The 26667-nt window shown below is 40.5% G+C and carries 27 protein-coding genes and 1 other annotated feature; of the genes, 1 reads left to right on the plus strand and 26 read right to left on the minus strand.

Features of this window, described 5'->3' with window-relative positions; all coding sequences use genetic code 11:
- Window positions 1-2: 2 nt before the first annotated feature.
- The 21 genes from hisF to IGI49_RS09210 form a co-directional block, all read right to left on the minus strand.
- Window positions 3-761 carry an imidazole glycerol phosphate synthase subunit HisF gene (gene hisF, locus IGI49_RS09110; protein WP_429964253.1) on the minus strand — a complete coding sequence of 253 codons (759 nt, stop codon included), beginning with the start codon at window positions 759-761 and terminating at the stop codon, window positions 3-5.
- Window positions 761-1480 carry a 1-(5-phosphoribosyl)-5-[(5-phosphoribosylamino)methylideneamino]imidazole-4-carboxamide isomerase gene (gene hisA / locus IGI49_RS09115; protein WP_429964254.1) on the minus strand — a complete coding sequence of 240 codons (720 nt, stop codon included), beginning with the start codon at window positions 1478-1480 and terminating at the stop codon, window positions 761-763. The genes hisF and hisA overlap by 1 nt, the downstream gene beginning before the upstream one ends.
- Entirely contained in the window at window positions 1477-2103 is a 627-nt protein-coding gene (gene hisH, locus IGI49_RS09120; protein ID WP_429964255.1) for an imidazole glycerol phosphate synthase subunit HisH, read from the minus strand. The genes hisA and hisH overlap by 4 nt, the downstream gene beginning before the upstream one ends.
- A 14-nt stretch (window positions 2104-2117) precedes the next feature.
- Window positions 2118-2711: an imidazoleglycerol-phosphate dehydratase HisB gene (gene hisB / locus IGI49_RS09125; protein WP_429964256.1), complete on the minus strand. Its 594-nt coding sequence runs from the start codon at window positions 2709-2711 to the stop codon at window positions 2118-2120.
- Window positions 2711-3766, minus strand: a complete 1056-nt coding sequence (gene hisC / locus IGI49_RS09130) for a histidinol-phosphate transaminase (RefSeq protein WP_429964257.1) — start codon at window positions 3764-3766, stop codon at window positions 2711-2713. Before hisC ends, hisB begins: the two co-directional genes overlap by 1 nt.
- Entirely contained in the window at window positions 3763-5046 is a 1284-nt protein-coding gene (gene hisD, locus IGI49_RS09135; protein ID WP_429964258.1) for a histidinol dehydrogenase, read from the minus strand. The genes hisC and hisD overlap by 4 nt, the downstream gene beginning before the upstream one ends.
- The gene (hisG, locus tag IGI49_RS09140; RefSeq protein WP_429964259.1) at window positions 5043-6599 is read right to left on the minus strand and encodes an ATP phosphoribosyltransferase; all 1557 of its coding nucleotides are present in this window, start codon (window positions 6597-6599) and stop codon (window positions 5043-5045) included. The genes hisD and hisG overlap by 4 nt, the downstream gene beginning before the upstream one ends.
- Window positions 6600-6818: 219 nt before the next feature.
- A complete protein-coding gene (gene recO / locus IGI49_RS09145; protein ID WP_429964260.1) occupies window positions 6819-7610 on the minus strand; it encodes a DNA repair protein RecO in 792 nt (263 codons plus the stop codon).
- Window positions 7611-7703: 93 nt separating this feature from the next.
- Window positions 7704-8603, minus strand: a complete 900-nt coding sequence (gene era, locus IGI49_RS09150; protein WP_429964261.1) for a GTPase Era — start codon at window positions 8601-8603, stop codon at window positions 7704-7706.
- Between the two features lie 89 nt (window positions 8604-8692).
- Window positions 8693-9076 (minus strand): diacylglycerol kinase family protein, encoded by a 384-nt coding sequence (locus IGI49_RS09155; protein WP_429964990.1) that lies wholly within the window; start codon window positions 9074-9076, stop codon window positions 8693-8695.
- A 100-nt stretch (window positions 9077-9176) separates the two neighbouring features.
- The gene (ybeY, locus tag IGI49_RS09160) at window positions 9177-9650 is read right to left on the minus strand and encodes an rRNA maturation RNase YbeY (protein WP_207704781.1); all 474 of its coding nucleotides are present in this window, start codon (window positions 9648-9650) and stop codon (window positions 9177-9179) included.
- Window positions 9650-11851 carry an HD family phosphohydrolase gene (locus IGI49_RS09165; RefSeq protein WP_207704780.1) on the minus strand — a complete coding sequence of 734 codons (2202 nt, stop codon included), beginning with the start codon at window positions 11849-11851 and terminating at the stop codon, window positions 9650-9652. Before IGI49_RS09165 ends, ybeY begins: the two co-directional genes overlap by 1 nt.
- A 15-nt stretch (window positions 11852-11866) precedes the next feature.
- A complete protein-coding gene (locus tag IGI49_RS09170; RefSeq protein ID WP_207704844.1) occupies window positions 11867-12787 on the minus strand; it encodes a PhoH family protein in 921 nt (306 codons plus the stop codon).
- 214 nt (window positions 12788-13001) lie between these two features.
- Window positions 13002-14861 (minus strand): BglG family transcription antiterminator, encoded by a 1860-nt coding sequence (locus IGI49_RS09175; protein ID WP_429964262.1) that lies wholly within the window; start codon window positions 14859-14861, stop codon window positions 13002-13004.
- 79 nt (window positions 14862-14940) lie between these two features.
- A complete protein-coding gene (locus tag IGI49_RS09180) occupies window positions 14941-16293 on the minus strand; it encodes a PTS sugar transporter subunit IIC (RefSeq protein ID WP_429964263.1) in 1353 nt (450 codons plus the stop codon).
- A gap of 6 nt (window positions 16294-16299) precedes the next feature.
- Window positions 16300-16590 carry a PTS sugar transporter subunit IIB gene (locus IGI49_RS09185; RefSeq protein ID WP_207704777.1) on the minus strand — a complete coding sequence of 97 codons (291 nt, stop codon included), beginning with the start codon at window positions 16588-16590 and terminating at the stop codon, window positions 16300-16302.
- Between the two features lie 50 nt (window positions 16591-16640).
- Entirely contained in the window at window positions 16641-18035 is a 1395-nt protein-coding gene (locus IGI49_RS09190; protein WP_429964264.1) for a glycoside hydrolase family 1 protein, read from the minus strand.
- Window positions 18035-18364, minus strand: coding sequence for a PTS lactose/cellobiose transporter subunit IIA (locus tag IGI49_RS09195; protein ID WP_429964265.1), 330 nt, complete (start codon window positions 18362-18364; stop codon window positions 18035-18037). The genes IGI49_RS09190 and IGI49_RS09195 overlap by 1 nt, the downstream gene beginning before the upstream one ends.
- Window positions 18365-18520: 156 nt before the next feature.
- Complete coding sequence (locus tag IGI49_RS09200) at window positions 18521-18964, minus strand: GatB/YqeY domain-containing protein (RefSeq protein WP_429964266.1); 444 nt, start codon at window positions 18962-18964, stop codon at window positions 18521-18523.
- A gap of 18 nt (window positions 18965-18982) precedes the next feature.
- On the minus strand, window positions 18983-19159 hold the full coding sequence (rpsU, locus tag IGI49_RS09205) for a 30S ribosomal protein S21 (protein WP_002356740.1): 177 nt from the start codon (window positions 19157-19159) through the stop codon (window positions 18983-18985).
- A 142-nt stretch (window positions 19160-19301) separates the two neighbouring features.
- Complete coding sequence (locus IGI49_RS09210) at window positions 19302-19736, minus strand: Fur family transcriptional regulator (RefSeq protein WP_207704773.1); 435 nt, start codon at window positions 19734-19736, stop codon at window positions 19302-19304.
- An 84-nt stretch (window positions 19737-19820) separates the two neighbouring features.
- On the opposite strand from IGI49_RS09210, the gene IGI49_RS09215 reads away from it, so the two are divergent.
- Window positions 19821-20681 (plus strand): pyruvate, water dikinase regulatory protein, encoded by an 861-nt coding sequence (locus tag IGI49_RS09215; protein WP_207704772.1) that lies wholly within the window; start codon window positions 19821-19823, stop codon window positions 20679-20681.
- Window positions 20682-20786: 105 nt separating this feature from the next.
- On the opposite strand, the gene IGI49_RS09220 is transcribed toward IGI49_RS09215, so the two are convergent.
- From IGI49_RS09220 to IGI49_RS09240, 5 genes are all read right to left on the minus strand, one after another.
- A complete protein-coding gene (locus IGI49_RS09220; protein ID WP_429964267.1) occupies window positions 20787-21710 on the minus strand; it encodes a homoserine O-succinyltransferase in 924 nt (307 codons plus the stop codon).
- Window positions 21711-21713: 3 nt separating this feature from the next.
- Window positions 21714-22985, minus strand: coding sequence for an O-acetylhomoserine aminocarboxypropyltransferase/cysteine synthase family protein (locus IGI49_RS09225; protein ID WP_429964268.1), 1272 nt, complete (start codon window positions 22983-22985; stop codon window positions 21714-21716).
- 213 nt (window positions 22986-23198) lie between these two features.
- Window positions 23199-23428: a binding site (T-box leader), on the minus strand.
- A gap of 5 nt (window positions 23429-23433) precedes the next feature.
- Window positions 23434-24297, minus strand: coding sequence for a homoserine kinase (thrB, locus tag IGI49_RS09230; RefSeq protein WP_429964269.1), 864 nt, complete (start codon window positions 24295-24297; stop codon window positions 23434-23436).
- The gene (gene thrC / locus IGI49_RS09235; protein WP_010759940.1) at window positions 24294-25352 is read right to left on the minus strand and encodes a threonine synthase; all 1059 of its coding nucleotides are present in this window, start codon (window positions 25350-25352) and stop codon (window positions 24294-24296) included. The genes thrB and thrC overlap by 4 nt, the downstream gene beginning before the upstream one ends.
- 5 nt (window positions 25353-25357) lie before the next feature.
- Window positions 25358-26647, minus strand: a complete 1290-nt coding sequence (locus IGI49_RS09240) for a homoserine dehydrogenase (RefSeq protein ID WP_429964270.1) — start codon at window positions 26645-26647, stop codon at window positions 25358-25360.
- Window positions 26648-26667 lie beyond the last annotated feature (20 nt).

Genomic DNA, 26667 nt, shown 5'->3' on the forward strand with positions numbered 1-26667 from the left:
CTCTAAACAATTCGCATTGGAATTGCTTTTTCTGTTAATTGACGCTTTAAATCAGGAATTTTTACTTCGCCATAATGGAAAATCGAAGCTGCTAAGCCTGCTTCAATATTGGGCAGCTGGAACAAGCGATAAAAATCTTCACTGTTTCCGGCTCCTCCAGAGGCAACAATCGGTAATGCGCTGATTTCACTAACCGCTGTTAACAAAGGTAAATCAAATCCCTGCTTCACGCCATCCGTATCCATGCTGTTAATTACCAGCTCGCCGGCACCTAATGCTTCGCCTTTTTTGATCCATTCTAACGCGTCCAAACCAGTATCTTCGCGACCACCCTTAGCAAAAACCCGCCACTGATCGCCTACCTTTCGAATATCAACCGAAAGAACCACACATTGACTGCCGTAACGCTTGGCCCCATCCTCAATCAGTTGAGGATTTCGCAAAGCCCCAGAATTAACACTGACTTTATCGGCACCACAATTTAATACCCGTTCAAAATCAGCTACTTCATTAATTCCGCCGCCCACAGTTAAAGGAATAAATACCTCTGAGGCAACAGCCTCTAAAATATCAGTAAACAGCTCACGATCTTCGGCTGAAGCTGTAATATCGTAGAAAACTAATTCATCCGCTCCCTGCTCATTGTAAAACCGTGCCAAAGTAACTGGATCATTCACATCCTTCAGCCCAGCAAAGTTTACCCCCTTGACTACTCGGCCATCCCGGACATCCAAACAAGGAATAATTCGTTTTGCGAGCATTAGTTCTCCTCCTTGCCGGCTGCCAAGACATCCTCTAGCTTCAAGCTACCATTATAAAGGGATTTGCCGACAATTGCTCCACCAATCTGAATCGCCTTTAATTGTTCAATATCCGCTAAACTGGCTACTCCGCCAGAAGCCACAATTTCCAAATCTAATTCATTCAGTTTTTGGTACAAAGGAATATTAATTCCTTGACCTGTCCCATCCCGGGAAATCTCCGTGAAAATAATGGTCTTTGCTCCCCAGCGTTGCAGCTGCTGACAGAATTCAAAAGCATCGGTTTCGGTTTTTTCCAACCAGCCCTCTACTGCTACTTTCCCCTCTTTAGCATCTACTCCAATGGCAATTTTCTCGCTATACTTTGCCAGCATAGCTTGTGTAAACTCAGGATCTTTTTGCGCAATTGTTCCTAAAATTACTCGATCCACTCCAGCATCCAGACAATGTTGAATCGTTGCTTCATCGCGAATGCCACCGCCAACTTCGACAAACAAGTTGGTTTGTTCAACAATTTGCTTCGCAATTTCGAAATAGTGCAGCTTCCCAGCCTTAGCACCATCCAAATCGACCAAATGCAGATATTTTGCTCCCGCCTCCTCAAAGGACTTGGCAAAAGCTGCTGGATCATCACCAAAGATTTCCTGCTGATCGTAGTCTCCTTGATACAAACGAACGACCTTTTGATTTAATAAATCGATTGCTGGAAAGATTTTCATTTTCCCACCTCCGCAAATGCTTTAAGAATTTTCAATCCGACATCGCCGCTTTTTTCTGGATGAAACTGAGTCCCCATGACATTTTCCTTTTGGACAATCCCGGGAATTTTGACACCATAATCGCTAACTGCAACCAGTGAGTCTTCGCAATCCGCTCCATAGAAGCTATGCACATAATAAACATAATCGCCTTGTTGGATAGCGCGAACCAGCGGGCAATCCTCTTGCAAAATTTCCAATTGGTTCCAGCCAATTTGCGGTACCTTCAAATCAATCGCCTGTTTTCGAAAGGCCTCTGTCATAGAAACAATCTTTCCAGGAATCAATCCTAGCCCTCGATAATTGCCGAATTCTTCACTCGTTTCGAATAGCAACTGCATCCCTAAACAAATCCCTAAGAAGGGTTTTCCGCTGGCTGCTAATTGCTGAATTGGCGCAATTAATTCCAGCTGCTCTAATTTTTCAATTGCATCCCCAAAAGCTCCAACACCAGGTAGAATAATGTGATCAGCCGCTTCTAGGATACTTAAGTCTCTTGTTACAATACTCTTCTCGCCAATATATTCCAACGAGCGGGTTAAACTGAATAAATTGCCGACACCATAATCAATAATCGCTATCATCAGATTCTCCCTTTCTAGATAATCGTTCCTTTAGTTGAAGGAATTTCATCTGGCGCCGCCTGATTGATGGTGACTGCTTCGCCTAATGCTCGACCAAATCCTTTAAAGCAGGCTTCAACAATATGATGACTATTTTTGCCAGCAATTTGATGTAAGTGAATGGTTGCTCCTAATTCACGAGCAAAAGCAATGAAGAACTCCTCAACCAGCTCCGTATCAAACTGTTGGCCAATTTTTTCGGTAGGAATATCCAGCTCAACGACGGCCATTCCACGTCCACTGATATCTAAAGCAGTCATCACCAAGGCTTCATCCATCGGAAGCATCATACTGCCATAGCGCTTAATTCCGCGACGTTCGCCCAAAGCTTCAGAAAAGGCACGACCAATCGCAATCCCTACATCCTCCGTTGTATGATGGGCATCCACTTCGATATCGCCGTCACAGACCAGCTCTAAGTCAAAACGGCCATGACGAGTAAACAATTCCAGCATGTGGTCTAGAAAACCAATACCTGTTTTAATATTTTGTTGGCCAGTTCCGTCCACAGCTAATTGGAGTTGAATCTTCGTTTCCGAGGTATTGCGCGTCACTTCTGCTTTTCTCATTAGTTGGCTCCTTCCAAAATTCGATCCACGGCATCCATCAAGCGTTCCATTTGTTCTTTGGTTCCAATTGAAATACGTAAATAGTCCTTTGTACGCGGTTGATTAAACCAGCGGACTAAGATTTTTTGTTCTCGCAACGCCTCAAATAACGTTTCGCCAGCAAATTCAGAATGTTTGGCAAACAGGAAATTGCAATAGCTGTCTGTCATTTCAAAGCCTCGTTTTTTCAATTCCTGTGTACTCCACTTTCTTACTTCAATCGTCTTCTTGATACATTGGTCCACATAATCCTGCTTGGCTAACACTGCAGCCCCCGCAGCCTGGGTCATTGCATTGATATTGTAGGGATTCACACTGTATTTGATCTGATTCAGATTCCCAATCAATTGACTGTTCCCTACAGCATAACCTAAACGTGCTCCCGCCAACTGACGTGATTTCGAAAAGGTACCTACCACCAACAGATTATCAAACTCTTCAATGTGGGCAATCATTGATTGACCACCGAAATCAATATACGCTTCATCCACCACCAACAAACGATCCGGATGTCGTTTCAAGAAGTCGCATATTTCCTCACAGGAAAGCAGCAAACCCGTTGGTGCATTGGGATTAGCAATAATTACAGTTCCTGCCAATGCATCATAAGCCGATAAATCTAAGGTAAAATCTTCCATCAAAGGTACCACATTGGCCTGCGCTTGATACATATCACAATAGATAGCATAAAAGCCATAGGTTACATCTGGAAAAGACATCCCTTTTTCGGTGAACGCTTGGAAAATAAAGGATAAAATTTCATCGCTGCCATTCCCTAAAATAACTTGGTCCGCTTTGACTCCTAACTGCTTTGCTAAGGGGTCAACAACAATTCTTACAGCAGTATCGGAGTAACGGTTTAACGTATGAGCTGCTGCCTTAACTGCCTCCATAACTGATGGTGCTGGCTCATAAGGACTTTCATTCGTATTCAGCTTAATAAAGTTAGATTCTTTTGGTTGCTCTCCAGGTGTATAAGGAACTAAATGAGCATATTTTGAATGTAAGAAATTCATTCCTTTTCCCCCCTTAATCGAATCGCCATTGAACGGGCATGGCCATCTAAGTGTTCCGTTTTAGCAAATAATTCAACGGAAGGGCCTGCCTCTGCCAATGCTTCTGGTGTATAGTAAAGATAGCTGCTTTTCTTCACATAATCGTCTACCGACAAAGGGGAATAAAAGCGAGCGGTTCCTTCCGTTGGCAAAGTATGGTTTGGTCCAGCAAAATAATCACCTAAAACCTCAGGCGTGTAATGGCCTAAAAAGACACTGCCGGCATTTCTTACTTTTCCTAATAGTCCAAAAGGTTGATCAACTGCTAACTCCAAATGTTCTGGTGCCACCTGATTTGCTAAGGAAATGGCCTCGTCTAAATCCCGAGTTAAAATCAGTTTCCCATTATTGTCCAATGATTGCTGAGCAATTGCTTGTCTCGGCAGGTCAACTAATTGCTGTTGTACTGCTTGATCCACTGCTTTTATCATTGACTCTGAGGTTGTAATCAAAATGGCCTGCGCCAAGGGATCATGCTCGGCCTGAGCAATTAAATCCGCGGCTAACCATTCAGGATTGGCACTGTCATCCGCCACAATCAAGACATCACTTGGACCTGCGATCATATCAATATCAACCAAGCCGTAAACCATACGTTTCGCTGTTGCAACATAAATATTTCCCGGTCCAACAATTTTGTCAACTGCCGGAATCGTTTCCGTTCCATAGGCTAGTGCAGCCACACCTTGCGCTCCACCGACTTGATAAATTTCATCCACACCAGCAACGTGTGCAGCCGCGAGAATAGCTGGTGCTAATTTTCCTTCTTTGCTTGGAGGAGTGATCATAACGATTCGCTTCACCCCAGCAATTTTAGCTGGCAATACATCCATTAATACCGTACTGGGATAAGCTGCTGTTCCGCCGGGCACATAAACGCCCACCGTTTCTAAGGGTAATACACGTTGTCCCATGACAATTCCTTGTTCCGAGGTTGAGACAAATCCCTGGCGAACCTGCTTTTCGTGGTAAGCCGTAATATTTTCTTTGGCTTTTTTCAAAACAGCGAGCAACTCACTAGAAATCTCATTCACACTAGCTTCAATATCCGCAGCTACTACCCGCAAATCAGCGAGTTCAACACCATCGATTTCTTTTGTCAGTTGTTTTATCGCCTGATCTCCGCCAGTTTTAACCTTCGTTACTATTTCAGATACAGTAGCCGAAACATCGACGGATTCAGACATTTTTCGCGCCAAAATTTCTTCCTGCGTTTGTTTTACAGTTGAAAAGATTCTCAAATTTCCTGCCTCACTTTCTCAATAACCTCCTGAATGCGTGCTTGCTTAAAACGCCAAGTAGCATGGTTAATAATTAACCGTGCAGAAGAGGGTGCGATATCCTGAATCACCTTTAAATTGTTCTCCTTCAAAGTAGTACCTGTTTCCACGATATCGACAATTACGTCTGATAAATCTAATAATGGCGCTAATTCAATCGAACCATGCAATCCAATCAACTCAATCGAACGGCCTAAGCTGTCATAATAATCTCGTGTAATGTTGGAGTACTTCGTTGAAACTCTCAACGGTCTACTTTCATCCTCTACGAAATCATTGCAGGCCGCCACTGCAATTCGACATTCTCCTAGGTGTAGATCTAAAAACTCAATAACATGTGCGTAATTCTCCATCAATATATCTTTGCCAACAACCCCTATATCAGCGGCACCATGCTCCACATAGATCGCTACATCACTAGGTTTCACTAAGAAAAAGCGTAATTTATTTGTTTCATCAACAAAAATCAGCTTGCGATTGTCTTCGAAAACTCCCTCGCTGGCAATTCCGGCTTTGGTAAATAATTGATAGACCGTATCTCCCATCCGTCCTTTTGGTAAGGCGATGTTTAAATACTCGGAGTCCTTCGGTGCTTTTTTTTCACCCACATGATTCAGCTTCATACCAAACCCAATCGCACCTTGACTTTTTCCCTGGCGTTTTAGCAGGAGGTCATAACGTCCGCCATGAAGAATGGTTTCCTTTGATTCCTTAATAAATCCTTGGAACAATAATCCGCTGTAATAATCCGCATCGTTCATAATTGAAAAGTCTAGTCGCAAACGAATCAACGAAGACAACTCAGAGTCACTTGTCAACTGATCGTGTAATTCCTTCAACTCATCTAGTGCAGCTTGTGCTTTAGGCAATGTAGATAGCAACCCACGTGCTTTTTCGTAAAACTGTTCAAACTTACCAGAAAGTCGCAGTAATTTTCCTAAGTTCTCACTTTCTTCTTTTGGCAAATTGTATTTCTGAGTCAATTCATCCATGGCATGCGAGCTTTTATGCTGTAAAGCTTTCAGAACCTGATCCCGCTCCTCTTCAGGGAATTGTTCGCAAATTGCATTGATTATCCCCATGTGAGAAAGGTCTAAGGTTCCTTCGCCTACTAAGGCTAGACTCTGCCAAGCCAAACGCAGAACCTCAAGTTCATCTTTTTGTCCGATGTTGTCAATAATCTCAATTCCCACTTGACGAATCTTTTGATATTCCCCCTCTTGACGATCTTGACGATAAACATCTTCTACGTAATAAACTTTACGACGCTCCCCTGAGGGTGTATTTTTTACAATCGAAATCGTTACATCCGGCTTCAAAGCCATCGTTCGACCATCATTTCCGGTAAAGGTAATAATCGTACTATCTTTAAAAAAATTCCGCTGTTGCTGATAGCCTTCAAATTCCTCAAAGCTGTTTAATTGGTATAGATGAAAATGATGCTCTTGATACAACCTTCTTATTTGTAATTCGATCTGTTCTTCTGGGCGTAGCACATCCCAAAGTTCCTTCATCTATACCACTCCTTTTCCAAAATGAAATTCTCATAAGTTTATGTTTAAAGTATATTAATCATTTTATCATTAAAGGTCAAGGAAAGCTGGAAAATTTGTTAAACAAACGAGGGATTTTTTCAAGAAAGAATCTGAAAAAGCAGATTTTGACTCTATTAAAGTTTTTACCAGTCAAAGATCTATAAAAAAAAATCTGCACCGTCTTTAAGACAGCGCAGACTATTCAGCATCATTTTTTGGATCTAACGGCTTCAGCATATTTTGCCACTCACCCATTTGATCAATGAATCGTTTGCTTTTCAGATGCAATCCAACATATTCTTCATAAAGCTGATCAATCGTTTTACGGATAGCCTGCTTAGTTTCCGGCTTCAAATTTACACTACTGATTTTATCGTAAGAAATCGTCGAAAACATGCGAATGAAATAAATTGCCCGCGGATCTGCATGGTAACGGTGTTCATCCATGTGCCAATGATCCTGACACAAAACCCCACTGTATTTCGAAGAAAAATCAAAGGCTCCAGTAGTCTTTCCACAAATACTGCAGGCTCTCCAGTTTAAAGCTACCCCAAATCGTTGCATAATTTGCAATTCAAAAATATTCAAGATTGTTTCGCCATCGTACCCTTGATCCATCAACTCTAGTGCCTGTTTAGTAAAGCCATACAAAGCCGGATCATAGACATGATCATCAATAGCGGCATCCACTAAACCTAAGATATAGGAACCGTAAGCATTTAGAAAAATGTCCTCCTGCAGCTTGCGCAACGGGTGAATCTCTTTGGCACTATTTAAAAAGGATAAGCCGTCTTCCTTCAAATTACCAATATAGACTGCCTCGGTAAAAGGCATAACTGCAGACCGCAGCGGATTATTCGGTCGGTGAATCCCCTTGGCAAAAAACATAACTTTCCCGGCCGACTCGGTAAAAATCTTAATCAGCTTATCCTTTTCCTTGTAATCCCGACTAAAAAGGATCAAGCCTTTGGTTTCACTTACTTGTGCCATCACGTCACCTCTGCTCTTTCTTTCTATTATAAAGGGATTTCTATCTAATAGGCTAACAAATAGAGGTAAAGCCTCGCTTCACCTCTGCTCATCTTAATAATCATCGTTACGGTAGCCGTAATCCTGCAAATAGGTTTTCTTGTCGCGCCAGTCCTTTTGAACCTTTACCCACAATTCCAGAAACACTTTGTCTCCCAACAAGCGCTCAATATCTTTACGTGCTTGCGTTCCGACATTTTTCAGCATTTTCCCGCCTTTGCCAATAATAATTCCCTTTTGACTCGTACGCTCTACTATAATCGTCGCTTGGATATGAATCTTCTCGTTCTCATCCCGCTTCATTGAGTCAGTTACTACTGCTACTGAGTGGGGAACCTCATCACGGGTCAGTTGCAATACCTTTTCTCGGATTAACTCCGAAACAATAAAATATTCTGGATGATCGGTCACTTGATCTTCTGGAAAATATTGCGGACCTTCCGGCATCTGATCCACTAAAGTTTCCATCATGTGTTCTACATTATTGCCTTCAGTTGCTGAAATAGGAATAACTTCCTTAAATTCCATCACCTGACGATAATCATCAATGATTGCCAGTAATTCATCTGGATGAATCTTATCAATCTTATTGATAATTAAATAAACAGGAACGTTTTGGTTTTTCAATCGTTCCAAAATGAAGTTGTCTCCTGGCCCGCGCTTTTGATCAGCACTAATCATGAACATGATCGCATCGACTTCCCGCAATGCACTATAGGCAGCCTCCACCATATAATCACCTAAACGATGTTTGGGTTTATGAATTCCAGGAGTATCAATGAAAACCAATTGAGCTTCATCCGTCGTATACACTCCTTGAATTTTGTTACGGGTAGTTTGAGCTTTGTCGCTCATAATGGCAATCTTTTGCCCAACAATCCGGTTCAGCAAGGTTGATTTTCCAACGTTAGGACGACCAACAATTGCAACAAATCCTGATTTATGTTCTGTCATAGTTTTTATTCCTTTCCTGAAAAAAACTGGGCGAACCTTTTCAGCTTACAAAAGCTCGTTCGTCCCAGCTAAACAACATTCTCTCAATTTCATGCGTCTAAAAATTCCAGAATTTTTGGCAAGAAAATAATCAAGCCAACAATTACAGCAAAAATAGATGTCAGCAATACCGCACCAGCGGCCATATCCTTGATCTTTTTGCCAATGGCATTGTAGTGACATTCCGTACACATATCTACCACATTTTCAAACACAGTATTAATGATTTCAACTATCCAAACCAAAAAAACTGCCAGAAAAATCCATAGCCATTCTAAACGGTCTAACCCAAGAATGACTCCAGCTAGCATTGCTAGCCCACCTAGAAGAACATGTTTACGCATGTTGCGTTCTTCTTCAAAGACTGTTTGTATTCCTTTAAAAGCAAATTCTAAAGAAGTGATAAAATGCTTGTTCTTCCCCCGATTTTCCATCTTTTTAGGTTCTTCTATTTTATCCACTCTAACTGCTTTTTCTGTCTCATCTATTTTTTCAGTTTTATCCATTTCATCTGTCTTAGCTACTTTTTCTTTTTTATCTTTTGAGTCCATAGGCATCCAAAATCTCTTTCTGTAGTCCGAACATTTCTTTCTCATCTTCCGGGGTCATATGATCATAGCCATTGATATGCAAAAAACCATGAACAGCTAAAAAGCCTAATTCCCGATCGAAACTATGTCCGTACTCTTCCGCCTGTTCTGCTGCACGTTCTGTAGAAATCATTATATCGCCTAGATTTCTTGGCATTGCCATCTCCTCGTCAAAAATTATCGGACCCTCATCTTCACCGTCTTCTTCTAGAGCAAAACTGATCACATCCGTTGGTGCATCCTTATCGCGATAATCCCGATTAATAATCTGAATGGCCGCATTGTCCATAAAAGTGACCGACATCTCCGTGTCTTCTGGCAGCTTCAAATAGTCGGCTGCAAATTGCAGCAAGTCGTCAACTTCAGTGATTCTATCTTGAGAAACTTCGCCGGTTTCATCAATAAAGGTAATATCCACTACCGTTCGCCTCTTTCTTGCTCTTCTTTCATTTTCTCAGCTTCTGATTTCATCTTCGGATATTTAATCCGTGAATGGAAGGTCGAACTCAAACTGCTGATTAACGATTTTTCGACAATTCGAATTTCTTTCAACGTCAAGCCGGAATCGTCCAATTGCCCATCAGAGATACGTTCTTCAATCAACTCATGAACAAATCTGCTGATTTTTTCCATTGATGGATGATCCATTGCGCGTACTGCTGCTTCACAGCTGTCGGCGATACTTACTACACCCGCTTCTCTTGTCTGTGGCTTCGGACCAGGATAACGGAATTCTGCCTCAGTTATTTCCGGATTCCGCTCTTTAGCTTTCACATAGAAGAATTTCATTAAAGTCGTTCCATGATGCTGATAACAAATATCGATCACCATTTGCGGCATTTTGTATTCCTCTAGAATCTTAGCCCCTTCAATCACATGTCCAAAAATAATTTGCTTGCTGTCTTCTGGCAGCAGGAAATTATGTGGATTCTCCGCACCCGGCGGCAGATTTTCCACAAAGAAGTTCGCATGACGAATCTTACCAATATCATGGTAGTAGCAAGCTACACGGGTTAGCAGCGACCGTCCGCCAATCTCAGCTACGGCATTGGCACTCAGATTAGCCACCATCATGGAATGATGATAAGTTCCCGGTGCTTCTTCCAGCAGCTGTTTAAGCAATGGATGGTTGGGATTGCTTAATTCATTTAGCGTAATAACCCCGCTATCTGTTACTAGCAATTCAATATACGGCTGCAGACCAGTTCCTAACAAGAAGGATAATAACGATCCAGCTACCGCACAAATCAACGTGCCCCAAGTTGCACTATTGGTAAAGGACAAGCCTTGATAAATATTCAAAATAATCGCCCAAATCAAGGGGAAGATAACGATCCAAAGCAGCGCCTGCTTGGCTTGATCAGATACTCGTTTTTGTTTTACCATCACTGCCAAAACACCTGAAAACAAATAGGTCATCAAAATAATCGTCAGCATGTTGGTTCCAATGGAATCATAGTAAACAAATAAAGCAAAAATAGTTTGGAAAACAGCCGCTAAACTTCCAGCTCTGCGATTCACAAAAACGGTCAACAACAATGGTACAAAAGCAGCTGGGAAAAATAGCGCCAAGTTATTGCTGCTGGTACTTTGGAAAATTTGAAGAAACTTCATGACTAGAACACTGAAAATCATTGAAGCCGAATAGAATAAGATAAATCGGATTCGCTGAAACTCAACTTCAAATTGTCGGCTGTAGAACCACAAGACAAAGCCTTGAAGAATAGTTGACAAAATCATGGCTATCAGTGGGAAGGTTGACCCGCCCGAGCTAGTCAGCCCCAATAATTTCAATTTATTGAAGGCACTGGCATCAATTTGGCTGCCTTCGCGAACAATGATTTCTCCTTGATAGATCATAACCGGTTGAACAGAGCTCTTCGCCTGTTCCCGTAAATCTTCTGTTCTTTTCTCATTCAGAATATCATTGACTACAATACCGTTTTCCAACAAGTATTGAATCACCTGGTTTTGGTTGTCTGTTAGTCCAAGGTCAGGAATTTGATCGATCGCCTGCTGCCTATAGGCCTCTAAGTCGCTCTCTCGAATTCGTTTGCTCATCTGCTCATCGTTCAACTTTAAAGTCGACGTTTTTACTTGATCTAACTGCTGACTCGTCAGTTGAACAACTAACCGGAAAAAGTTTTCCGGCAGCTTTTGGTAAAAGCTGACTGTATCTTGGTCGATACTTTCAAAGTTCTTTTTTACCGCGGCAACACGTTCCTCCACCGTTGGTTGAGGAACAGTCTCACCTTCTTTAGCTTGTGATACTTTGGTTTGATTAGCCTTATCAATATCACTATTGGTTTTTTGAACCAAATCAATCAATTGACTGATGCGATCGTGCTGAGTTTCTGCCAGTTCAGGCTGGAACGTGTACTCCGGAGTGACAGCTTCAGCTGCCAGTTGACGTTTCTGATCCGTCTCAGCAATATTTTCAAGCGTCTTATTGGCGCGAATACTCTCAGAAGCGACTTGACCCTCCCGGTAATCCACTCGTTTTTGACGCACGCTGGTAAACATCGTAACAATCAAAAGAAATGCAAAAAAGACTAGAGTTAGCGGAATAAATCGTGAACCGAGTTTTTTTCGCAAATTATTGATTGGTTGATTCAACATGTTGTTTCCTCCAATCTACTCATTTGAATGGCGTAGATTCTCTTTCTCGTAAGCTTCAATAATTTCAGCTACTACAGGGTGACGAACCACATCAGCAGATTCAAAATTCGCAAAGCGAATATGTTTGATATTACGCAGCGTTCGTTCCGCATGCATCAAGCCACTCATCTGACCTTTTGGCAAGTCAATCTGACTGGTGTCACCGTTAACCACCATTTTAGAATTAAATCCCAGCCGAGTCAAAAACATTTTCATTTGGGCAATCGTCGTATTTTGTGCTTCGTCCAAGATGACAAAAGCATCATCTAGAGTACGGCCTCGCATATAAGCCAATGGTGCAATTTCTATGACACCACGATCCAATAGACGGTTCGTATGCTCAACACCAAAGATTTGGTGCAGCGCATCATACATTGGGCGCAGGTAAGGATCTACTTTTTCCTTCAAGTCACCAGGTAAGAATCCTAAGCTTTCGCCTGCCTCAACAGCCGGTCGAGTCAAAATAATCCGTTGTACCTCACCTTTTTTTAACGCGGCAATTGCCATAACAATCGCCAAATAGGTCTTACCAGTACCGGCAGGACCGATTCCAAATACTACATCTGATTTACGGATAGCGGAGATATAGCGGCTTTGACCAATATTTTTAGGACGAATAGGCTTTCCGTTGCGATCCTTTAATAATTCTTCTTCATACATCATCACAAACTCATCTAAATGATTATCCTTAGCCAAGCGAAGAGCGGTCATCACATCAGGTGTCGCAACCTTTATTCCCCGATCAATTAACATCTGCAATGCTCGAATAACATCTGCGACCAGTTTGGTCTCTTCTTTTTCACCAATAATTTGGATGGTTTCGCCTCGTGTATTAATTGTTGTTTCTGTATTATCTTCTAAAAACTTGATATGTTTGTCATGGGAACCTAACAACATACTAATATCATCTTTGGCGTTAAGTTTTATTTCCAACGACTCAAAATCGTTTTTTGTCAAAAATACTTCATCCCCTTATTTTAATCAGTCACCCTATCATACCACACTCTAAATAAAAGAAAAATTGCGAGGGATCTCACCTTAAGAAAGACCTAAAAAGACAGCAATCCTCGAAGTCTCGTTGACGAGCCGCTTCAAAAAATCACTGTCTTTCTTATTTTTCCTGACAAATCGTTAAAAATTTTTCAAAATCTATTTGCTTCGCTAACCGTTTGACACGAGCAGGTTCGTTTAAAATCATTACCAACTCCTCAAACAATTGTTCAAAGGAATTGTCACGTTCTCCTTTTAACGCCAGCAGCAGAACCAGTCTTACTTTTTTTCCTTGCCATTGAATCGGTTTTTCAAAGGAAGCAATCGCTACTGCATTTTTCTTAGCCTCTCGTTTAATCGCATGGGGAATCGCATAATAATTGCCAAATGCTGTGCTGGACAACGCCTCACGTTCTAATACTTTTTCCACATAGTCAGCTTCGCAATATCCTTTATCACACAACTGCTGACAAAGAAAACGAATCGCTTCATCAGGTGTCCTTTGTCCCTCGTGAGGAAAAAATAATTCTTCCTTCAAAAAGCGGGTCAGTACCGACGGCGTTTGACTGACTGCAGCAAAGAGTTGGGTAATCTTGGCTAAATCTTGTTCTGTTAAAAAAGACTGGTAGTGATAAATAGGAATAGTCGTCTCTATTTGCAACGCTTCAGTTGTCAAAATCAAATCCTTGTCCTTTATCAGCTCATCATTGATATCGAAAATAGACTGTGCTACAGACAACTCTATTTCGAAGTCCGTAATTCGATTTAAATAAGATCGAACAATCCGCTGATTTCCTACTCCGTAAGGTGAAACTAGCAGCACCTGCTTCTTTTTTTTCCTGCGGATATTTTCTAAAGCGGAAAGAAAATGCAAGGATAAATAGGCAATTTCATCCTCTGGAAATTGTATGTATAATGTCCGTTGTAAAAAAGCGGAAGCATATACACTAACATTGTAAACAAAAGAAAACTTACTTTTAATTTCCTCTAACAAAGGATTGGTTAAATATTGATGATTGATTGCCCGCTTATATAAAGCTGAAACATGAGTCAGCAAATAATCAACAATCTTTTCGTCTTGAGTAAAATCTAAATAAAAAATCCCCGAAATACTATCAAGTAAATTTTCGATCACTTCTTTTAACTGCAGTTCTTCCAAGCTCTCATTGGAAACAATTACACCAGAATACAGACGATAAATATATGGCAGCTCTTCCTCTGGAATTTCTACCTGAAAGTTTTCTTCTAATAAAGCAGCTATTTCAAGGGTTAGCCGACGTCCCTCTTGATCCTCCATTGCAGTCTTAGTAGTATTTAAAAAGCTCGCTTTGCTCACTCGCTCTAACAATACAGCTACATGTAAAATAAAAGAAATCGTGGAAAAGTCGTTGATCGAAAAGTTCTCCTGCTGGTGGAAACGAATTACCAACTGCGACAACTTAGCTAAATCAATTTGTCCAAAATAGTCTGAATACTTCTCCAAGCTTAATTTATTGGCCTCAATTTCTTGATTCAAGAACAGCGTAAAAACGCGCCGTTTCTCAGCTTCTTCACCATTAATAAATAATTGGTTGTTTTTCCGCTGAATAATCAATGATTGATCCTGTCGAGAAATCAAGTCATTTAACTCCTTGATAATCCGATTAAGTGCAGACTCGCTGATAAAGAAATCATCGGCTAATTCGTAAAAATCGCACCTGGCTTGATCAATAATTTGAACCAGCAATTCAAAGCGCAGGTTTGATCGATCAATTTTCTTCTCATTATCCAATAATGAAAGAGTTTCTGGATTAAGATAAAATCCAGCACCCGCTTTCGATAAAATGACCGCTTGTAAAACCTGTCCATTTAACTGTTGGATATCATTACGAATTGTTTTAGACGATACGCCTAACTCTTTAGAGAGCATCTGGGCTGTAAGAGGGAGATTACTAAAAGTTAATTTCTCGATAATCTGTTCTTGTCTTTGAGAAATTTGCATATGTTCGATCCTCCTGAAGGCATTTTAGCTTTTAGATTATATCACAATAAGAGCATAGGATTACCTATGCTCTAAACTATTAAGCAGTCGTTGTATCATTGGAAACATCTACGGCTGTTTTTTCTGCTGAATCAGCCTCTGTCTCAGATTCTTTTTCCAGATTAATTAGGTTTTTCTCATATACCTTAAAGAATGGGTAGTACAGCACTCCATCTAGAGCCGTCAATGCAAGAACCAATACAACCGCACGCCAGTCCATAGTAGAAAGGAAAGCTCCAATTGGTGCGGGCATCTGCCACGAGAACACCGCAAACGTCTTGCCAACAATCCCCCACGACATACACAAGTAAGTAACAATTCCGTTAAACACAGAAGTAAAAATAAATGGTACAAAGAAAATCGGATTCAACATCAACGGTGTCCCGAAAATCATCGGCTCTGAAATTCCGAAAACGGAAGGCAGAAAACCAACTTTCCCCACTGTACTTAACTGTTTTGATTTGGAACGCATCATTAAGAAAGCTAATGCCAAGACTGAACCTGAACCACCAATAATAACAAAGTAAGTCCAAAATGGAGTAGTAAAGACGTTACTTAAATCTGTACCCGCCATTTTTTCCGCCGCGTTAATTGACAAATTTCCGTCACGAATTGGTCCTAAAATTCCAGCTAATGCCGCATCATGAATGCCAAAGAACCAAAACAAGTGAATCAAGAAAATACTCAAAATGGTAAATGGCAGACTATCCGCTGCTTGGAAGCTCGGTGCCATAATATTGTATAGGAATTGTACAGCGGTCGTATCAAAGGCATGAAAGATAATAAAGACAATCGAAAAGAATGTCATCAAAATCAGGCCAGGTACGAGCGCTGCAAAGGTTTCTGACAATGAAGCTGGTACACTATCCGGCATTGAAATTCGTCCAATGTTTTTCTTACGCATCCAATGATAGCCTTCCACCGTAACAATAGAAACAAAAAGTGCCAACAAAATTCCACGACCATCCAAGAAACTAATCTCCACTTCTTTACCATCCCAGCCTAGCTTCAACGGTGTCAAAACTAGCATCAAGAATCCAACGACTGCAAACATCAAAGGTCTTAATACATCTTCCTTGTAATGACGACATAAGAAATAAGTTACTCCGATACAAATGAATAATGACATGGCACTTAAGGTGATACCACTGATCCAGTTTAAAATCATACTGTTCTGTTCAGCAAAGCTCGCCCAAGCCAGCAAAAAGCGGTTTGTTGTATTTTCTGTCACTGGTGCAGCATTCAAAATGATCGGAATTGAACCAAACAAAGTAATTGGCAGCATTGACATAAAGGCATCGCGTGTTGCTTTCAAGTGCCGCTGCTGACTTAACTTGTTAGCAAGCGGCGAGATATATTGATCCATTTTTTCGCTTAATGTATTAAATCCCATGATCTTTTATCCCCCGATCAATTTTTTGATATCTTCGTAGACACCTTTACCATCCATAATGCCGTACTTCATTGGTGAAATTGCTTCAACGGGTACCTCTACCGCCGCCGAAATTTGCGGTTTTAAGAAACGAATTTGTGGCCCAATTAAAACTAAATCTACCCCCTCCAAATAATCTTTATATTCAGATTCACTGTAAGCATTCACTTCCAGCGTATTGCCGGAAGCTGCTTCAATTTTTTTTGCTAACATTCCTGTTGACATCCCCGCATTACAAACTAGCATTACTTTTTTCATTATTATCGTTCCTCTCAATGGAGCCATTTTTTTAAATGCAAATCGGATTGTTACTCAAACGCTCTTCGTTGGATTTTTTCTCCGTGACTTTCAATGACCTCCTTAAACCAATAGTAAGAGGCTTTAGGCTTACGTTCTTGTTCATTATTAAAATCAACAGCAACTAGGCCGTAACGCTTTTCAACACCATTTTTCCAAGAATATAAATCAAAGGATGCCCAAGCGTAGTAGCCGCGAATATCTACTCCTTGATCCATCGCGTTCATGATGGCATTAATGTGGTCATTCATAAATGAAATACGGTAATCATCATTCACCTGATCAACAGTCACGTCTTCTCTGACGCCTACCCCATTTTCGGTAACGTAAATGGGTAAATGATAGCGATCCCAAGCTTCAATCAACCCATCCTGCAAGCCTTTTGGATAGATTTCAGTATCCCAGGCAGTAAATTCACTATTCGGATCCTTCACCTGTTCAAACCAACCTTTGATTACCACTTTACTCTGACCTTTTTTACCCGAATGGTTGAAGACTACTTGTGTTTCACCATCGGTATACGGTTTCACTAAAGTACGAGCATAATAGTTTAGCCCGATGAAATCAACTGTATTTTCCTTAATGATGCGTAATTCATCTACCTTCATAAAATCTACGTCATAATCTAAAGCCAGTTTTGCCACTAGATCAATTGGAAATTCTCCTAAAGCTGCTGTATCTAAAATCCAGTTATTGCAATAGTTATCTGCATAGCGCATCGCAATCTTCGTTTCAATTGTATCATCTACACCATTAACTGGTGTATAGCTGTGAACAATACCAATCTGTCCCTGATAACCGCCTTCATGGAAAGCCCGCACCCCTAGAGCACTCGCCAACATTACATGATAAGCTCCTATCATCGTTTTTTGAACGTCCTGCAAGCCTGGTGGATAATTTCCGATAAAATAGCCGTTAGCAATAAACCATTTGGGTTCATTGAAGGTTGTCCAGTAACGAACTTTATCTCCAAACTGTTCAAAGCAAATCTTTGCTAAATGTTCAAATGCATAAGCTACGTCTCGATTTAGCCAACCGCCATCTGCTTCCCAATATTGCGGTAAATCCCAGTGATAGATTGTCACAAAAGGTTCGATATCAAATTTGTGGCAAGCATCTAATAAGCGATGATAAAACTCAATTCCTTTAGAATTAATTTCACCAGCTTGATTTTTAATAATGCGTGGCCATGATAGTGAAAAGCGATAAGAAGTTTGACCTCCTTCTTTCATCATACGAATATCTTCTTCAAAGCGATGATAATGGTCACTGGCAATGTCTCCATTCTCCATATCGTTTTCATGCAGGTAATGATCCCACATTGATTCGGCCTTGTCATCGACATCCCAAGCACCTTCACATTGATAAGAGGCAGTTGCCCCACCCCAAAAAAAGTTTTTATCCATTAAATAGTCTCCTTCCATTTATACAATTCTCCAAACTCAGCGATCATGTCTACAGCAATCTCTGTTGAAGTTAAATGTCCCTCTGCATGCACTAATAGCAGATCCACCTCGTTCATTCGGTCCTCTGAAGAAAGCTTTCTAAGCATTTCTGCATGCGCTCGATGAGCAAGTTTCATTTCACTTTTCGCTGTCTTATGCTTTTCATCAAATGTTTTGAAATCTCCTTGCTTCACTGCGAGCAGGGCTTCATACGCATCACTCTTTGCATTGCCTGCATGTAAGATGATGGCCATTGAGTCCATCTCGGTTCCGACTCTGACTTCTTCCATTAAAAAGTTCCTCCTCCTTCTTTCTGACCTAACTATAGAACGTTTTCAAATGAGTTTAAATTTTTTATTTTCCACTTCAATGTGGAAATTGTGGCAATCCTCAATTATAAAGCAAAAAAAAACCACCGAGAATATTCTTCTCGATGGTAAAAATTCCTATTGTAACAACTCTTTTACGATGGCATTTACCTGATTACCGTCAGCCTTACCTTTGACCTTTGGCATCACAGCGCCCATCACTTTTCCAAATTCCTTTGGTGAAGTTGCTCCAGTTTTAGCAATTGCATCACTTACTATGCTGCGGATTTCATCTTCTGAAAGCTGCGCTGGCATGTACTTTTCTACAATTACAATTTCCTTTTTGACTTTATCCGCTAAATCAGTCCGATCAGCTTTTTCGAATTCCATCAATGATTCACGTCGCTGCTTCATCTCACGAGATAGAACAGTTAGTTCATCATCTTCTGATAATTCCTGACCTGTATTGATTTGTTCATTTTGAACAGCGGCTTTCAGCATGCGAATTACCTGCAAAGATTCTTTGTCCTTGCTGCGCATCGCTTGCTTCATGTCTTCGTTTAGCCGAGTAAGCAGTGACATCATATCACTCCATTCACACTAGAATTTTTTACGTTTTCTAGCTGCTTCTGATTTTTTCTTGCGTTTCACACTTGGCTTTTCATAAAATTCACGTTTACGAGATTCTTGTAGAGTCCCCGCTTTTGAAACGGAACGTTTGAAGCGACGAAGAGCATCGTCAAGAGATTCATTTTTACGAACCACTGTTTTTGACATATAAATTCCCTCCCTCCGAGCTTAAAAAGTAACCGTTTTTGTTATTGAAATATACTCTCAAAAAACAAGACCGTCCATAGGTTATTATATCGAATGGATAAATATGAGTCAAGGTACTGGGGAGTTTTATTTTACCGATTGGTTAAGCAATCGTTTTACAATCTGAACAACGTCCATATAATTCGAAACGATGCCCCTCAATTTGGCAATCATCTAACTGCTCCTTGAAAAAATCCATTGGACACATGTGAATCTCTTTCGTTTTGCCACAAACCGTACAAATAAAGTGATGATGGTGCCCAAAATCTTCGCTGCAGCTGAAGCGGAACTTCATTTCTCCCTGATAATCGGTCTCTTCCACAATGCCGATTTCACAAAATTCCCTTAAGTTTCTATAAACAGTATCATAACTAAGTCCAGGAAACTGAGCATTCAAATAGTCATATATTTCTTTAGCAGCCACATAACGATTCTTTTTAATCAAATAGTCCAATAAGGTTTCACGCTTTTTCGTGTATTTGAAGCCCTTTTCCTTCACTTTTATTAACGCTTTTTCTAATAATGTTGGTTGGGTCATGACGATTCCTCCTAATTAAATCGTAATGATTATGAATAAACAATATGGTATAATAAATTATCTTAAAATACAAGGGAGAATTTTATGGAGAAGGAAAATCAAACCGATCTTGTAACGATCTTTATCATTTCCGATTCGGCAGGTGAAACGGCTTCTAAATTGGCGCAGGCTTCTATGGCGCAATACCCGACTGTAGAATTTTGCTTGTTCCGTCGAACCTTTATCAGCTCAGCGGAGTTACTGTTAAAGGCGCTGAAAGATGCTAAAAATGAAAATGCCATGATCATTCATACATTAATTGATCCGAAGTTATCACGAATCGCCGAAGAATTTTGCGAACAAGCAGGCTTGTTCCATATGGATCTGTTGAATCCGGTGGTTAATGAAATCGAACGACGTGCAAGTATTGAACCAACTTATGAACCCGGTGCACTGCATCATTTAAATGACAATTATTTTAAACGAATCAAAGCGTTGGAATTTGCTGTGAAATACGACGATGGAAAAGATGCAAAAGGTTTCCTTGACGCTGACATTGTTTTATTAGGTGTCTCACGAACATCGAAAACACCTTTAAGCCTGTTTTTAGCCAACAAAAATTTAAAGGTAGCCAATTTGCCGTTGATTCCACAAGCGCATATTCCTAAGCAATTGTTCCAGATTGATCCTAAAAAGATTGTTGGTTTAACCAATGACCCTGAAGTATTAATCAGTATTCGAAAAGAACGGATGCGCGCTTATGGCCTCAATCCTGAAACAGCATATTCGGATCGCGACAAAATTCAAGCAGAATTAGAATTTGCTAATGAATTGTATCAAAAACTTGGTTGCTATGTAGTAAACGTCGCAAACTATTCCATAGAGGAAACTGCAGCTAAGATTATGAATGCCCTAGATTTAGAAGACCACAGCTACTATTTTATGGAAGACGCTGAAGACGACTAACTAAACGGAATTTTAACAAAAAATATCCGAACTATAGTTAATGAACACGCCAATAATTACAGGGGTGCAGTTGCTAAAGTTCGGATATTTTCTATTTTAAAAATCTTATTTTGTCTTTTTCGTTTGGATCTCGACTATTTGCTCTAATACATAGGGAGTTGTCTGATAGACATCATTAATCCAATTATGGAAAAACAAATACGCATGCGCTCGCCAACGATTTGTAATCTTCTCCGAAGACAAATAGTAATTTTCAGGCTTTTGAGTATCTAATCCTTTATCCAAGTCCCGCAGATACTCACCTTCTAAGGTACCAGAATCATATTCAAAATGTCCCAGTAAAAATACGTTGTGCCCATCATCTGAAAGAAGAATCGTGGCTGCGCCATCAGCTCCCCGAGCGATTACCTCTAGCGAACTGTCTGAGACTTGTGTTTCATTAATTCCAGTATAACGAGATTGCGGCATCCAAAAAACATCATCAAAACCACGGAACAAACGATGCTGCGTCAAAAGCTTTTGTGAGAAAATGCCGAACAGCTTTTCCTCAAACAGCACTTTATCTATTCCATAATGGTAATACATCCCCGCCTGAGCTCCCCAACAAATGTGGATGACCGAAGTCACGTGGGTTTTGCTCCAGGTCATAATTGCAGTCAGTTCCTCCCAATAATCTACCTCTTCAAAAGACAGTTTTTCAATGGGGGCACCCGTAATAATCAATCCGTCATAATAAGTTTCTTTAATAGAAGAAAATTCTAAATAGTATTTCTCCAAATGGGTCTTGCTAGTATTACGATGCTCATGGGAAGCCACCTTCATAAAATCCACATCAATTTGCAATGGGCTTTGACTGATTAACCGCAGCAGTTGAATTTCAGTTGCGATTTTATTAGGCATTAAATTTAGAATCAATAATTTTAATGGTCGAATATCTTGTTGATTAGCTCGCAAATTATCAATGGCAAAGATATCTTCATTCTCCAAGATCCTTTTTGCTGGAAAGTCAGGTTCTAAACGAATCGGCATGACTTATCCCTCCAGTTGTTCAAAAGCTTGCTGCAAGTCTGCTAGAATATCTGATACATTCTCAATTCCGCATGATAAGCGCACCAAACCTGGTGAAATTCCCGCCTGCGTTAATTCTTCATCGGTTAGCTGACGATGGGTAGATGTTGCTGGATGTAGTGCGCATGTTCGAATATCTGCTACATGAACTTCCAACGAAACCAATTGCAAAGCATCCAGCCATTTCGCTGCTTCCTCTTTGCCTGCTCCAATTTCAAAGGAAATCACACCGCATAATCCATTTGGAACATATTTTTGTGCTAAATCATAATTTTCATCTTGCTTTAAACCAGGGTACTTTATTTTTTTGACCGCAGGTTGTTTAGTTAGAAACTCTGCAACAGCCAAAGCATTTTGATAATGACGTTCCATTCTTACTGCTAAAGTTTCGATTCCCAAATTCAGTAAGAAAGAATTTTGCGGAGAAGGGGTCGCTCCTAAATCGCGCATTAGTTGAACCCTAGCTTTAGTAATATATGCTGCAGCACCAAAGGTTTCAGTATAGACAATCCCGTGATAAGTGTCATCTGGTTCAGACAATTGTGGGAATTTACCATTATTCCAGTTAAATTTCCCACCATCAATGATAACTCCGCCGGTTTGAACCGCATGACCATCCAAGTATTTAGTTGTACTATGAATAACAATATCTGCTCCAAATTCAATTGGTCTGCAATAATAGGGGGTCGCAAAAGTATTATCAATTAAAAACGGTACGTCCAAAGCTTGCGCTAACTGTGCGAATTTTTCGATGTCTAATACACATAAGGCTGGGTTAGCAATTGTTTCAGCAAAAACCGCTTTGGTATTTGATTTTGCTGCTTGCTTCAATTCCTCTAAAGAAGCATTTTGATCTACAAAAGTTACTTCAATTCCCATTTTTCGTAAAGTATGGGCAAATAAATTGTACGTACCCCCATAAATATAAGAAGAAGAGATAAAATGATCCCCTGCTTCTAAAATATTCAAGATAGCATAGAAAGTCGCCGCCTGACCAGAAGCAGTGCATAATGCTCCTACGCCATTTTCCAGTGCAGCTAGCTTTTCCTCTACCGCACCCGTCGTTGGATTTGCCAATCGAGTATAGAAATAACCACTTTCCTTCAAATCAAATAGTTTTCCAATTTCCTCTGTTGAATCATAAGTGTACGTGGTACTTTGAGTAATGGGTAATACCCGAGGTTCTCCATTTCCTGGCGTGTACCCCGCATGCAGACATTTTGTTTCGAATTCCATATTCATTTCCTCCTTTGATTGTGATTGGTTGTTCGATCTGTTTGTTCTTCTGTTCAACATTTTCTTATCAAAAAATCTTTTATCCTACTATCGTGTACCATCCAACTAGTCTTCTTAATTTTGAATTTGAGCAACCCCTTTAAATCTAACTCTCTCACAATAGCAAACTGCAAAAAGCGAGACTAACAAAAAAACTTCCGTCCTCCTGTAATAGGAAAGGACGGAAGTTTTCCGTGGTACCACCTTTGTTTATTGATCTAGGATCAATCTCACTCAACAGCGGACTGTTGAAAAGCTGTACCGGGCCGACCCGCAAATGATTACTCTATTCATCATTTTATGCTCCAAGACCATCTTCTAAAAGATCAGGAATACTTCTTTTCAGCTACCGAAGCTTTCTGTAAAACCTAGTTCTTCTATACTCTTCTTTTCATCACATACTATTTAATTAATAAACTTGCAGTCCTTCTTGATCAACTGCCAAGATTTCCACCCGAGCTGTGTCATCTAACTCCTTCAATCGCTCAGCAACCTGCTGAGATTTATCTGGGGCCACTAAAGTCAATACAGTAGGGCCTGCTCCACTTAGATAGCTGCCATATCCACCCATTTTTTGAGTAATTTCTCGGATTTCAGTTAAATGAGGCACTAAATCTTTACGATGCTTCTCATGGAATAAATCTTTTTCCATCATTTTTCCAGCCAAAGGTAAATTGCCATTCAATACTGCGGCAATCATTACATTCGCAATCGAACTGGCCTTTACTGCCTCCTTATAAGAAAATTCATCAGGTAAGACACTTCGGCTGGCTGAGGTTAACAATTCCTTGTCTGGAATGAATACGACTACATCGCATTCTGGAAAATGATGTTTTACATACTCTACCTGCTCATCTGCATAGCTAGCCACAACAAAACTACCACAAATTGCTGGTGCAACATTGTCGGGATGACCTTCGATCTCTGTAGCAATCTCTAATTTTTCTCGAACAGACAAGTTTAGATTACCCAAACGATTAGCCAATTCAATTCCGGCCACAATGACAGAGGAACTGCTGCCCAATCCTCTAGCGACTGGAATATCAGTTGACATCTTTATGCTGTGAGGTGTCAACTTAGGCGCTATTTTCAACGCTATTTGAATCAGCAGATTTTTCTCATCGCGAGGAATGGAATTGGACAACTCATGCTCCACTGCCCATTTTTGTGTTGCTGGACCAATCTCGATCACTAAATACTGCGAAAGCGCGATCCCGCAAGAGTCAAAGCCTGGACCTAGGTTGGCACTTGTGGCAGGAACGCGGATTTTCATAGTTTCGCCACTCCTTCTTTCAAGTGTTGACGCATATCTTCTAAATCGCTCATTTTACTAATTTTTACATCAGTTGCATTAATTGCTGTATCTGGATCTTTCAAACCATTACCAGTGAAAACTGTTACTACAGTTTCACCTTGTTTGATTTTTCCACTCTTCACATGCTGAATTACTCCGGCTAACGATGCTGCTGAACCAGGTTCTACAAAGACGCCATCTTGTGCTGCAACTTTCCGGTATGCATTTAAAATTTCTTCATCAGTTACTGCATCGATGTGTCCACCTGATTCGTCTCTTGCTGCCTCAGCTAATTTCCAGCTGGCTGGATTTCCAATTCGAATCGCAGTCGCCACTGTTTCCGGCTGTTCGATCACTTCTCCCCTAACAATTGCTGCAGCGCCTTCCGCTTCAAAACCGTGCATGCGCGGTAGAGCTGTGCCTTTCACTTCATGCCACTCTTTGAAACCTTTCCAATAGGCCGAAATATTTCCAGCATTGCCGACAGGAATAGCTAAAACATCAGGTGCTTTTTCTAGTTGTTCACATATTTCGAAAGCAGCAGTTTTTTGACCTTCTAAACGATAAGGATTAACTGAGTTTACCAAAGCAACTGCTTCTGTTTCTGCAATATCACGCACTGCTTTCAACGCTTCATCAAAATTTCCTGGAATTGAAATGATATCCGCTCCATAAATAATCGCTTGAGCCAGTTTACCCATAGCAATTTTTCCATCTGGAATTACTACATAGGCTTTAATACCTGCACGAGTCGCATATGCCGCTGCTGCTGCACTAGTGTTTCCAGTTGATGCACAGATAATTGCTTTCGCTCCGTCTTCAACGGCTTTAGCTACAGCCATAACCATCCCACGATCTTTAAATGAACCAGTTGGATTCAAGCCTTCATATTTACCATACAAAGTAATTCCTAGTTCTTTAGATAAATTATGCAATGGAATTAACGGTGTATTTCCTTCCGCTAATGACAGCATTGGTGTTTTATCAGTGATTGGTAAATATTCTTGATATTGCTTTAATAATCCTTCGTACATGTTAACTATTCCCCCATTACTTTCATTGTTGATAATAGTTCAAAATCTGTTTTTTCATCGATGTCTTTTTGAATTTGGCTCATGGTTGTTTCCGACATTTTGTGAGTAATTACCACAACTCGAGCATTTTCTACTTGAGCTTTCTCTTGAACTACCTGTTCAAGTCCTGCACCAGCTTGTGCCATGATCTCAGCTAATTGTAAAAATTGACCTGTTTTATCAGGCATTTTTAATGACAAGAAGTATTTGCTGACGATTTCTTCAGGCGATGTCAACTTGGTTGGTTGAGTATACTCACTGAAACGATGACCAATCGTGCCTAGTTGAATCTTATTAACGATCGTCATCAAATCCGCTACAATACTAGTTGCTGTTGGTCGTGAACCAGCGCCAGGTCCGTAATACATGGATTCACCAATTCCTGAGCTCTTCACAAATACCGCATTAAATTCATTATGAATGGAAGCTAATGGATGATTACTCGGAACCAATACTGGTCCTACCTCGGCTGCAATACTGTCGCCTTGCTTAACAGTCGAACCAATCAATTTAACGGTGTAGCCTAACTGGTCAGCAACCGTCACATCATTACCGGATAATCCTCGAATTCCTTTTACCTTTACTTGGTCCATATTAATCGTCATACCAAAAGCAAATTTGCTTAAAATTACCATTTTATACGCTGCATCAATGCCATCTACGTCATTTGTTGGGTCACTTTCAGCAAAGCCTAATTCTTGAGCCTGCTTCAAGGCAGTTTCGTAGTCTAACTGTTCAGTGACCATTTTAGTCAACATATAATTAGTTGTTCCATTAACAATCCCTAATACTTCCTGAATATCATCCGCTGCTAAACTGTTAGCGATGGTCCGTAAGATTGGAATACCACCAGCTACACTTGCTTCATAGTATAAGTTGCGTTTTTGCTCATGAGCTAAAGAAGCTAATTCACTGCCATGTTGAGCGAGTAAATCTTTATTCGCCGTAACAACGTGCTTGCCAGCTTTCAGCGATTCTGCAATGAAAGTCTTAGCTGGTTCAATACGTCCCATTACTTCTACTACAATATCAATTTCTGGATCCTCTGTAATATCAGTTAACTCATGCACCAATTGAAGATTGTATTTTTTCGCCGTTTCTTCTTTGTCCTCAGTCGGGCGAATCAACGCTTTTGTTACGGTTAAGGGACAGCCAATACTCTTTTCGATTTTCTCCTGATGATCTGCCAGAATTTCCAGCACACCAGTTCCTACAACACCTAAACCTAATAGACCTACTTTAACTGGTTTTTTCATAATTCGCCTCCAAATGATTG

The sequence above is a fragment of the Enterococcus sp. AZ071 genome (genome assembly GCF_050499065.1).
In the GTDB taxonomy this organism is placed as follows: domain Bacteria; phylum Bacillota; class Bacilli; order Lactobacillales; family Enterococcaceae; genus Enterococcus_A; species Enterococcus_A ferrettii.

Coding starts and splice junctions, on each gene's coding strand:
- hisF (WP_429964253.1), bottom strand. CDS start 761: ATGCTCGCAAAACGAATTATTCCTTGTTTGGATGTCCGGGATGGCCGA.
- hisA (WP_429964254.1), bottom strand. CDS start 1,480: ATGAAAATCTTTCCAGCAATCGATTTATTAAATCAAAAGGTCGTTCGT.
- hisH (WP_429964255.1), bottom strand. CDS start 2,103: ATGATAGCGATTATTGATTATGGTGTCGGCAATTTATTCAGTTTAACC.
- hisB (WP_429964256.1), bottom strand. CDS start 2,711: ATGAGAAAAGCAGAAGTGACGCGCAATACCTCGGAAACGAAGATTCAA.
- hisC (WP_429964257.1), bottom strand. CDS start 3,766: ATGAATTTCTTACATTCAAAATATGCTCATTTAGTTCCTTATACACCT.
- hisG (WP_429964259.1), bottom strand. CDS start 6,599: ATGAAGGAACTTTGGGATGTGCTACGCCCAGAAGAACAGATCGAATTA.
- recO (WP_429964260.1), bottom strand. CDS start 7,610: ATGGCACAAGTAAGTGAAACCAAAGGCTTGATCCTTTTTAGTCGGGAT.
- era (WP_429964261.1), bottom strand. CDS start 8,603: ATGACAGAACATAAATCAGGATTTGTTGCAATTGTTGGTCGTCCTAAC.
- IGI49_RS09155 (WP_429964990.1), bottom strand. CDS start 9,076: ATGGAAAATCGGGGGAAGAACAAGCATTTTATCACTTCTTTAGAATTT.
- IGI49_RS09165 (WP_207704780.1), bottom strand. CDS start 11,851: ATGTTGAATCAACCAATCAATAATTTGCGAAAAAAACTCGGTTCACGA.
- IGI49_RS09170 (WP_207704844.1), bottom strand. CDS start 12,787: ATGTTGTTAGGTTCCCATGACAAACATATCAAGTTTTTAGAAGATAAT.
- IGI49_RS09175 (WP_429964262.1), bottom strand. CDS start 14,861: ATGCAAATTTCTCAAAGACAAGAACAGATTATCGAGAAATTAACTTTT.
- IGI49_RS09180 (WP_429964263.1), bottom strand. CDS start 16,293: ATGGGATTTAATACATTAAGCGAAAAAATGGATCAATATATCTCGCCG.
- IGI49_RS09185 (WP_207704777.1), bottom strand. CDS start 16,590: ATGAAAAAAGTAATGCTAGTTTGTAATGCGGGGATGTCAACAGGAATG.
- IGI49_RS09190 (WP_429964264.1), bottom strand. CDS start 18,035: ATGGATAAAAACTTTTTTTGGGGTGGGGCAACTGCCTCTTATCAATGT.
- IGI49_RS09195 (WP_429964265.1), bottom strand. CDS start 18,364: ATGGAAGAAGTCAGAGTCGGAACCGAGATGGACTCAATGGCCATCATC.
- IGI49_RS09200 (WP_429964266.1), bottom strand. CDS start 18,964: ATGTCACTGCTTACTCGGCTAAACGAAGACATGAAGCAAGCGATGCGC.
- rpsU (WP_002356740.1), bottom strand. CDS start 19,159: ATGTCAAAAACAGTGGTTCGTAAAAATGAATCTCTTGACGATGCTCTT.
- IGI49_RS09210 (WP_207704773.1), bottom strand. CDS start 19,736: ATGACCCAACCAACATTATTAGAAAAAGCGTTAATAAAAGTGAAGGAA.
- IGI49_RS09215 (WP_207704772.1), top strand. CDS start 19,821: ATGGAGAAGGAAAATCAAACCGATCTTGTAACGATCTTTATCATTTCC.
- IGI49_RS09220 (WP_429964267.1), bottom strand. CDS start 21,710: ATGCCGATTCGTTTAGAACCTGACTTTCCAGCAAAAAGGATCTTGGAG.
- IGI49_RS09225 (WP_429964268.1), bottom strand. CDS start 22,985: ATGGAATTCGAAACAAAATGTCTGCATGCGGGGTACACGCCAGGAAAT.
- thrB (WP_429964269.1), bottom strand. CDS start 24,297: ATGAAAATCCGCGTTCCTGCCACAAGTGCCAACCTAGGTCCAGGCTTT.
- thrC (WP_010759940.1), bottom strand. CDS start 25,352: ATGTACGAAGGATTATTAAAGCAATATCAAGAATATTTACCAATCACT.
- IGI49_RS09240 (WP_429964270.1), bottom strand. CDS start 26,647: ATGAAAAAACCAGTTAAAGTAGGTCTATTAGGTTTAGGTGTTGTAGGA.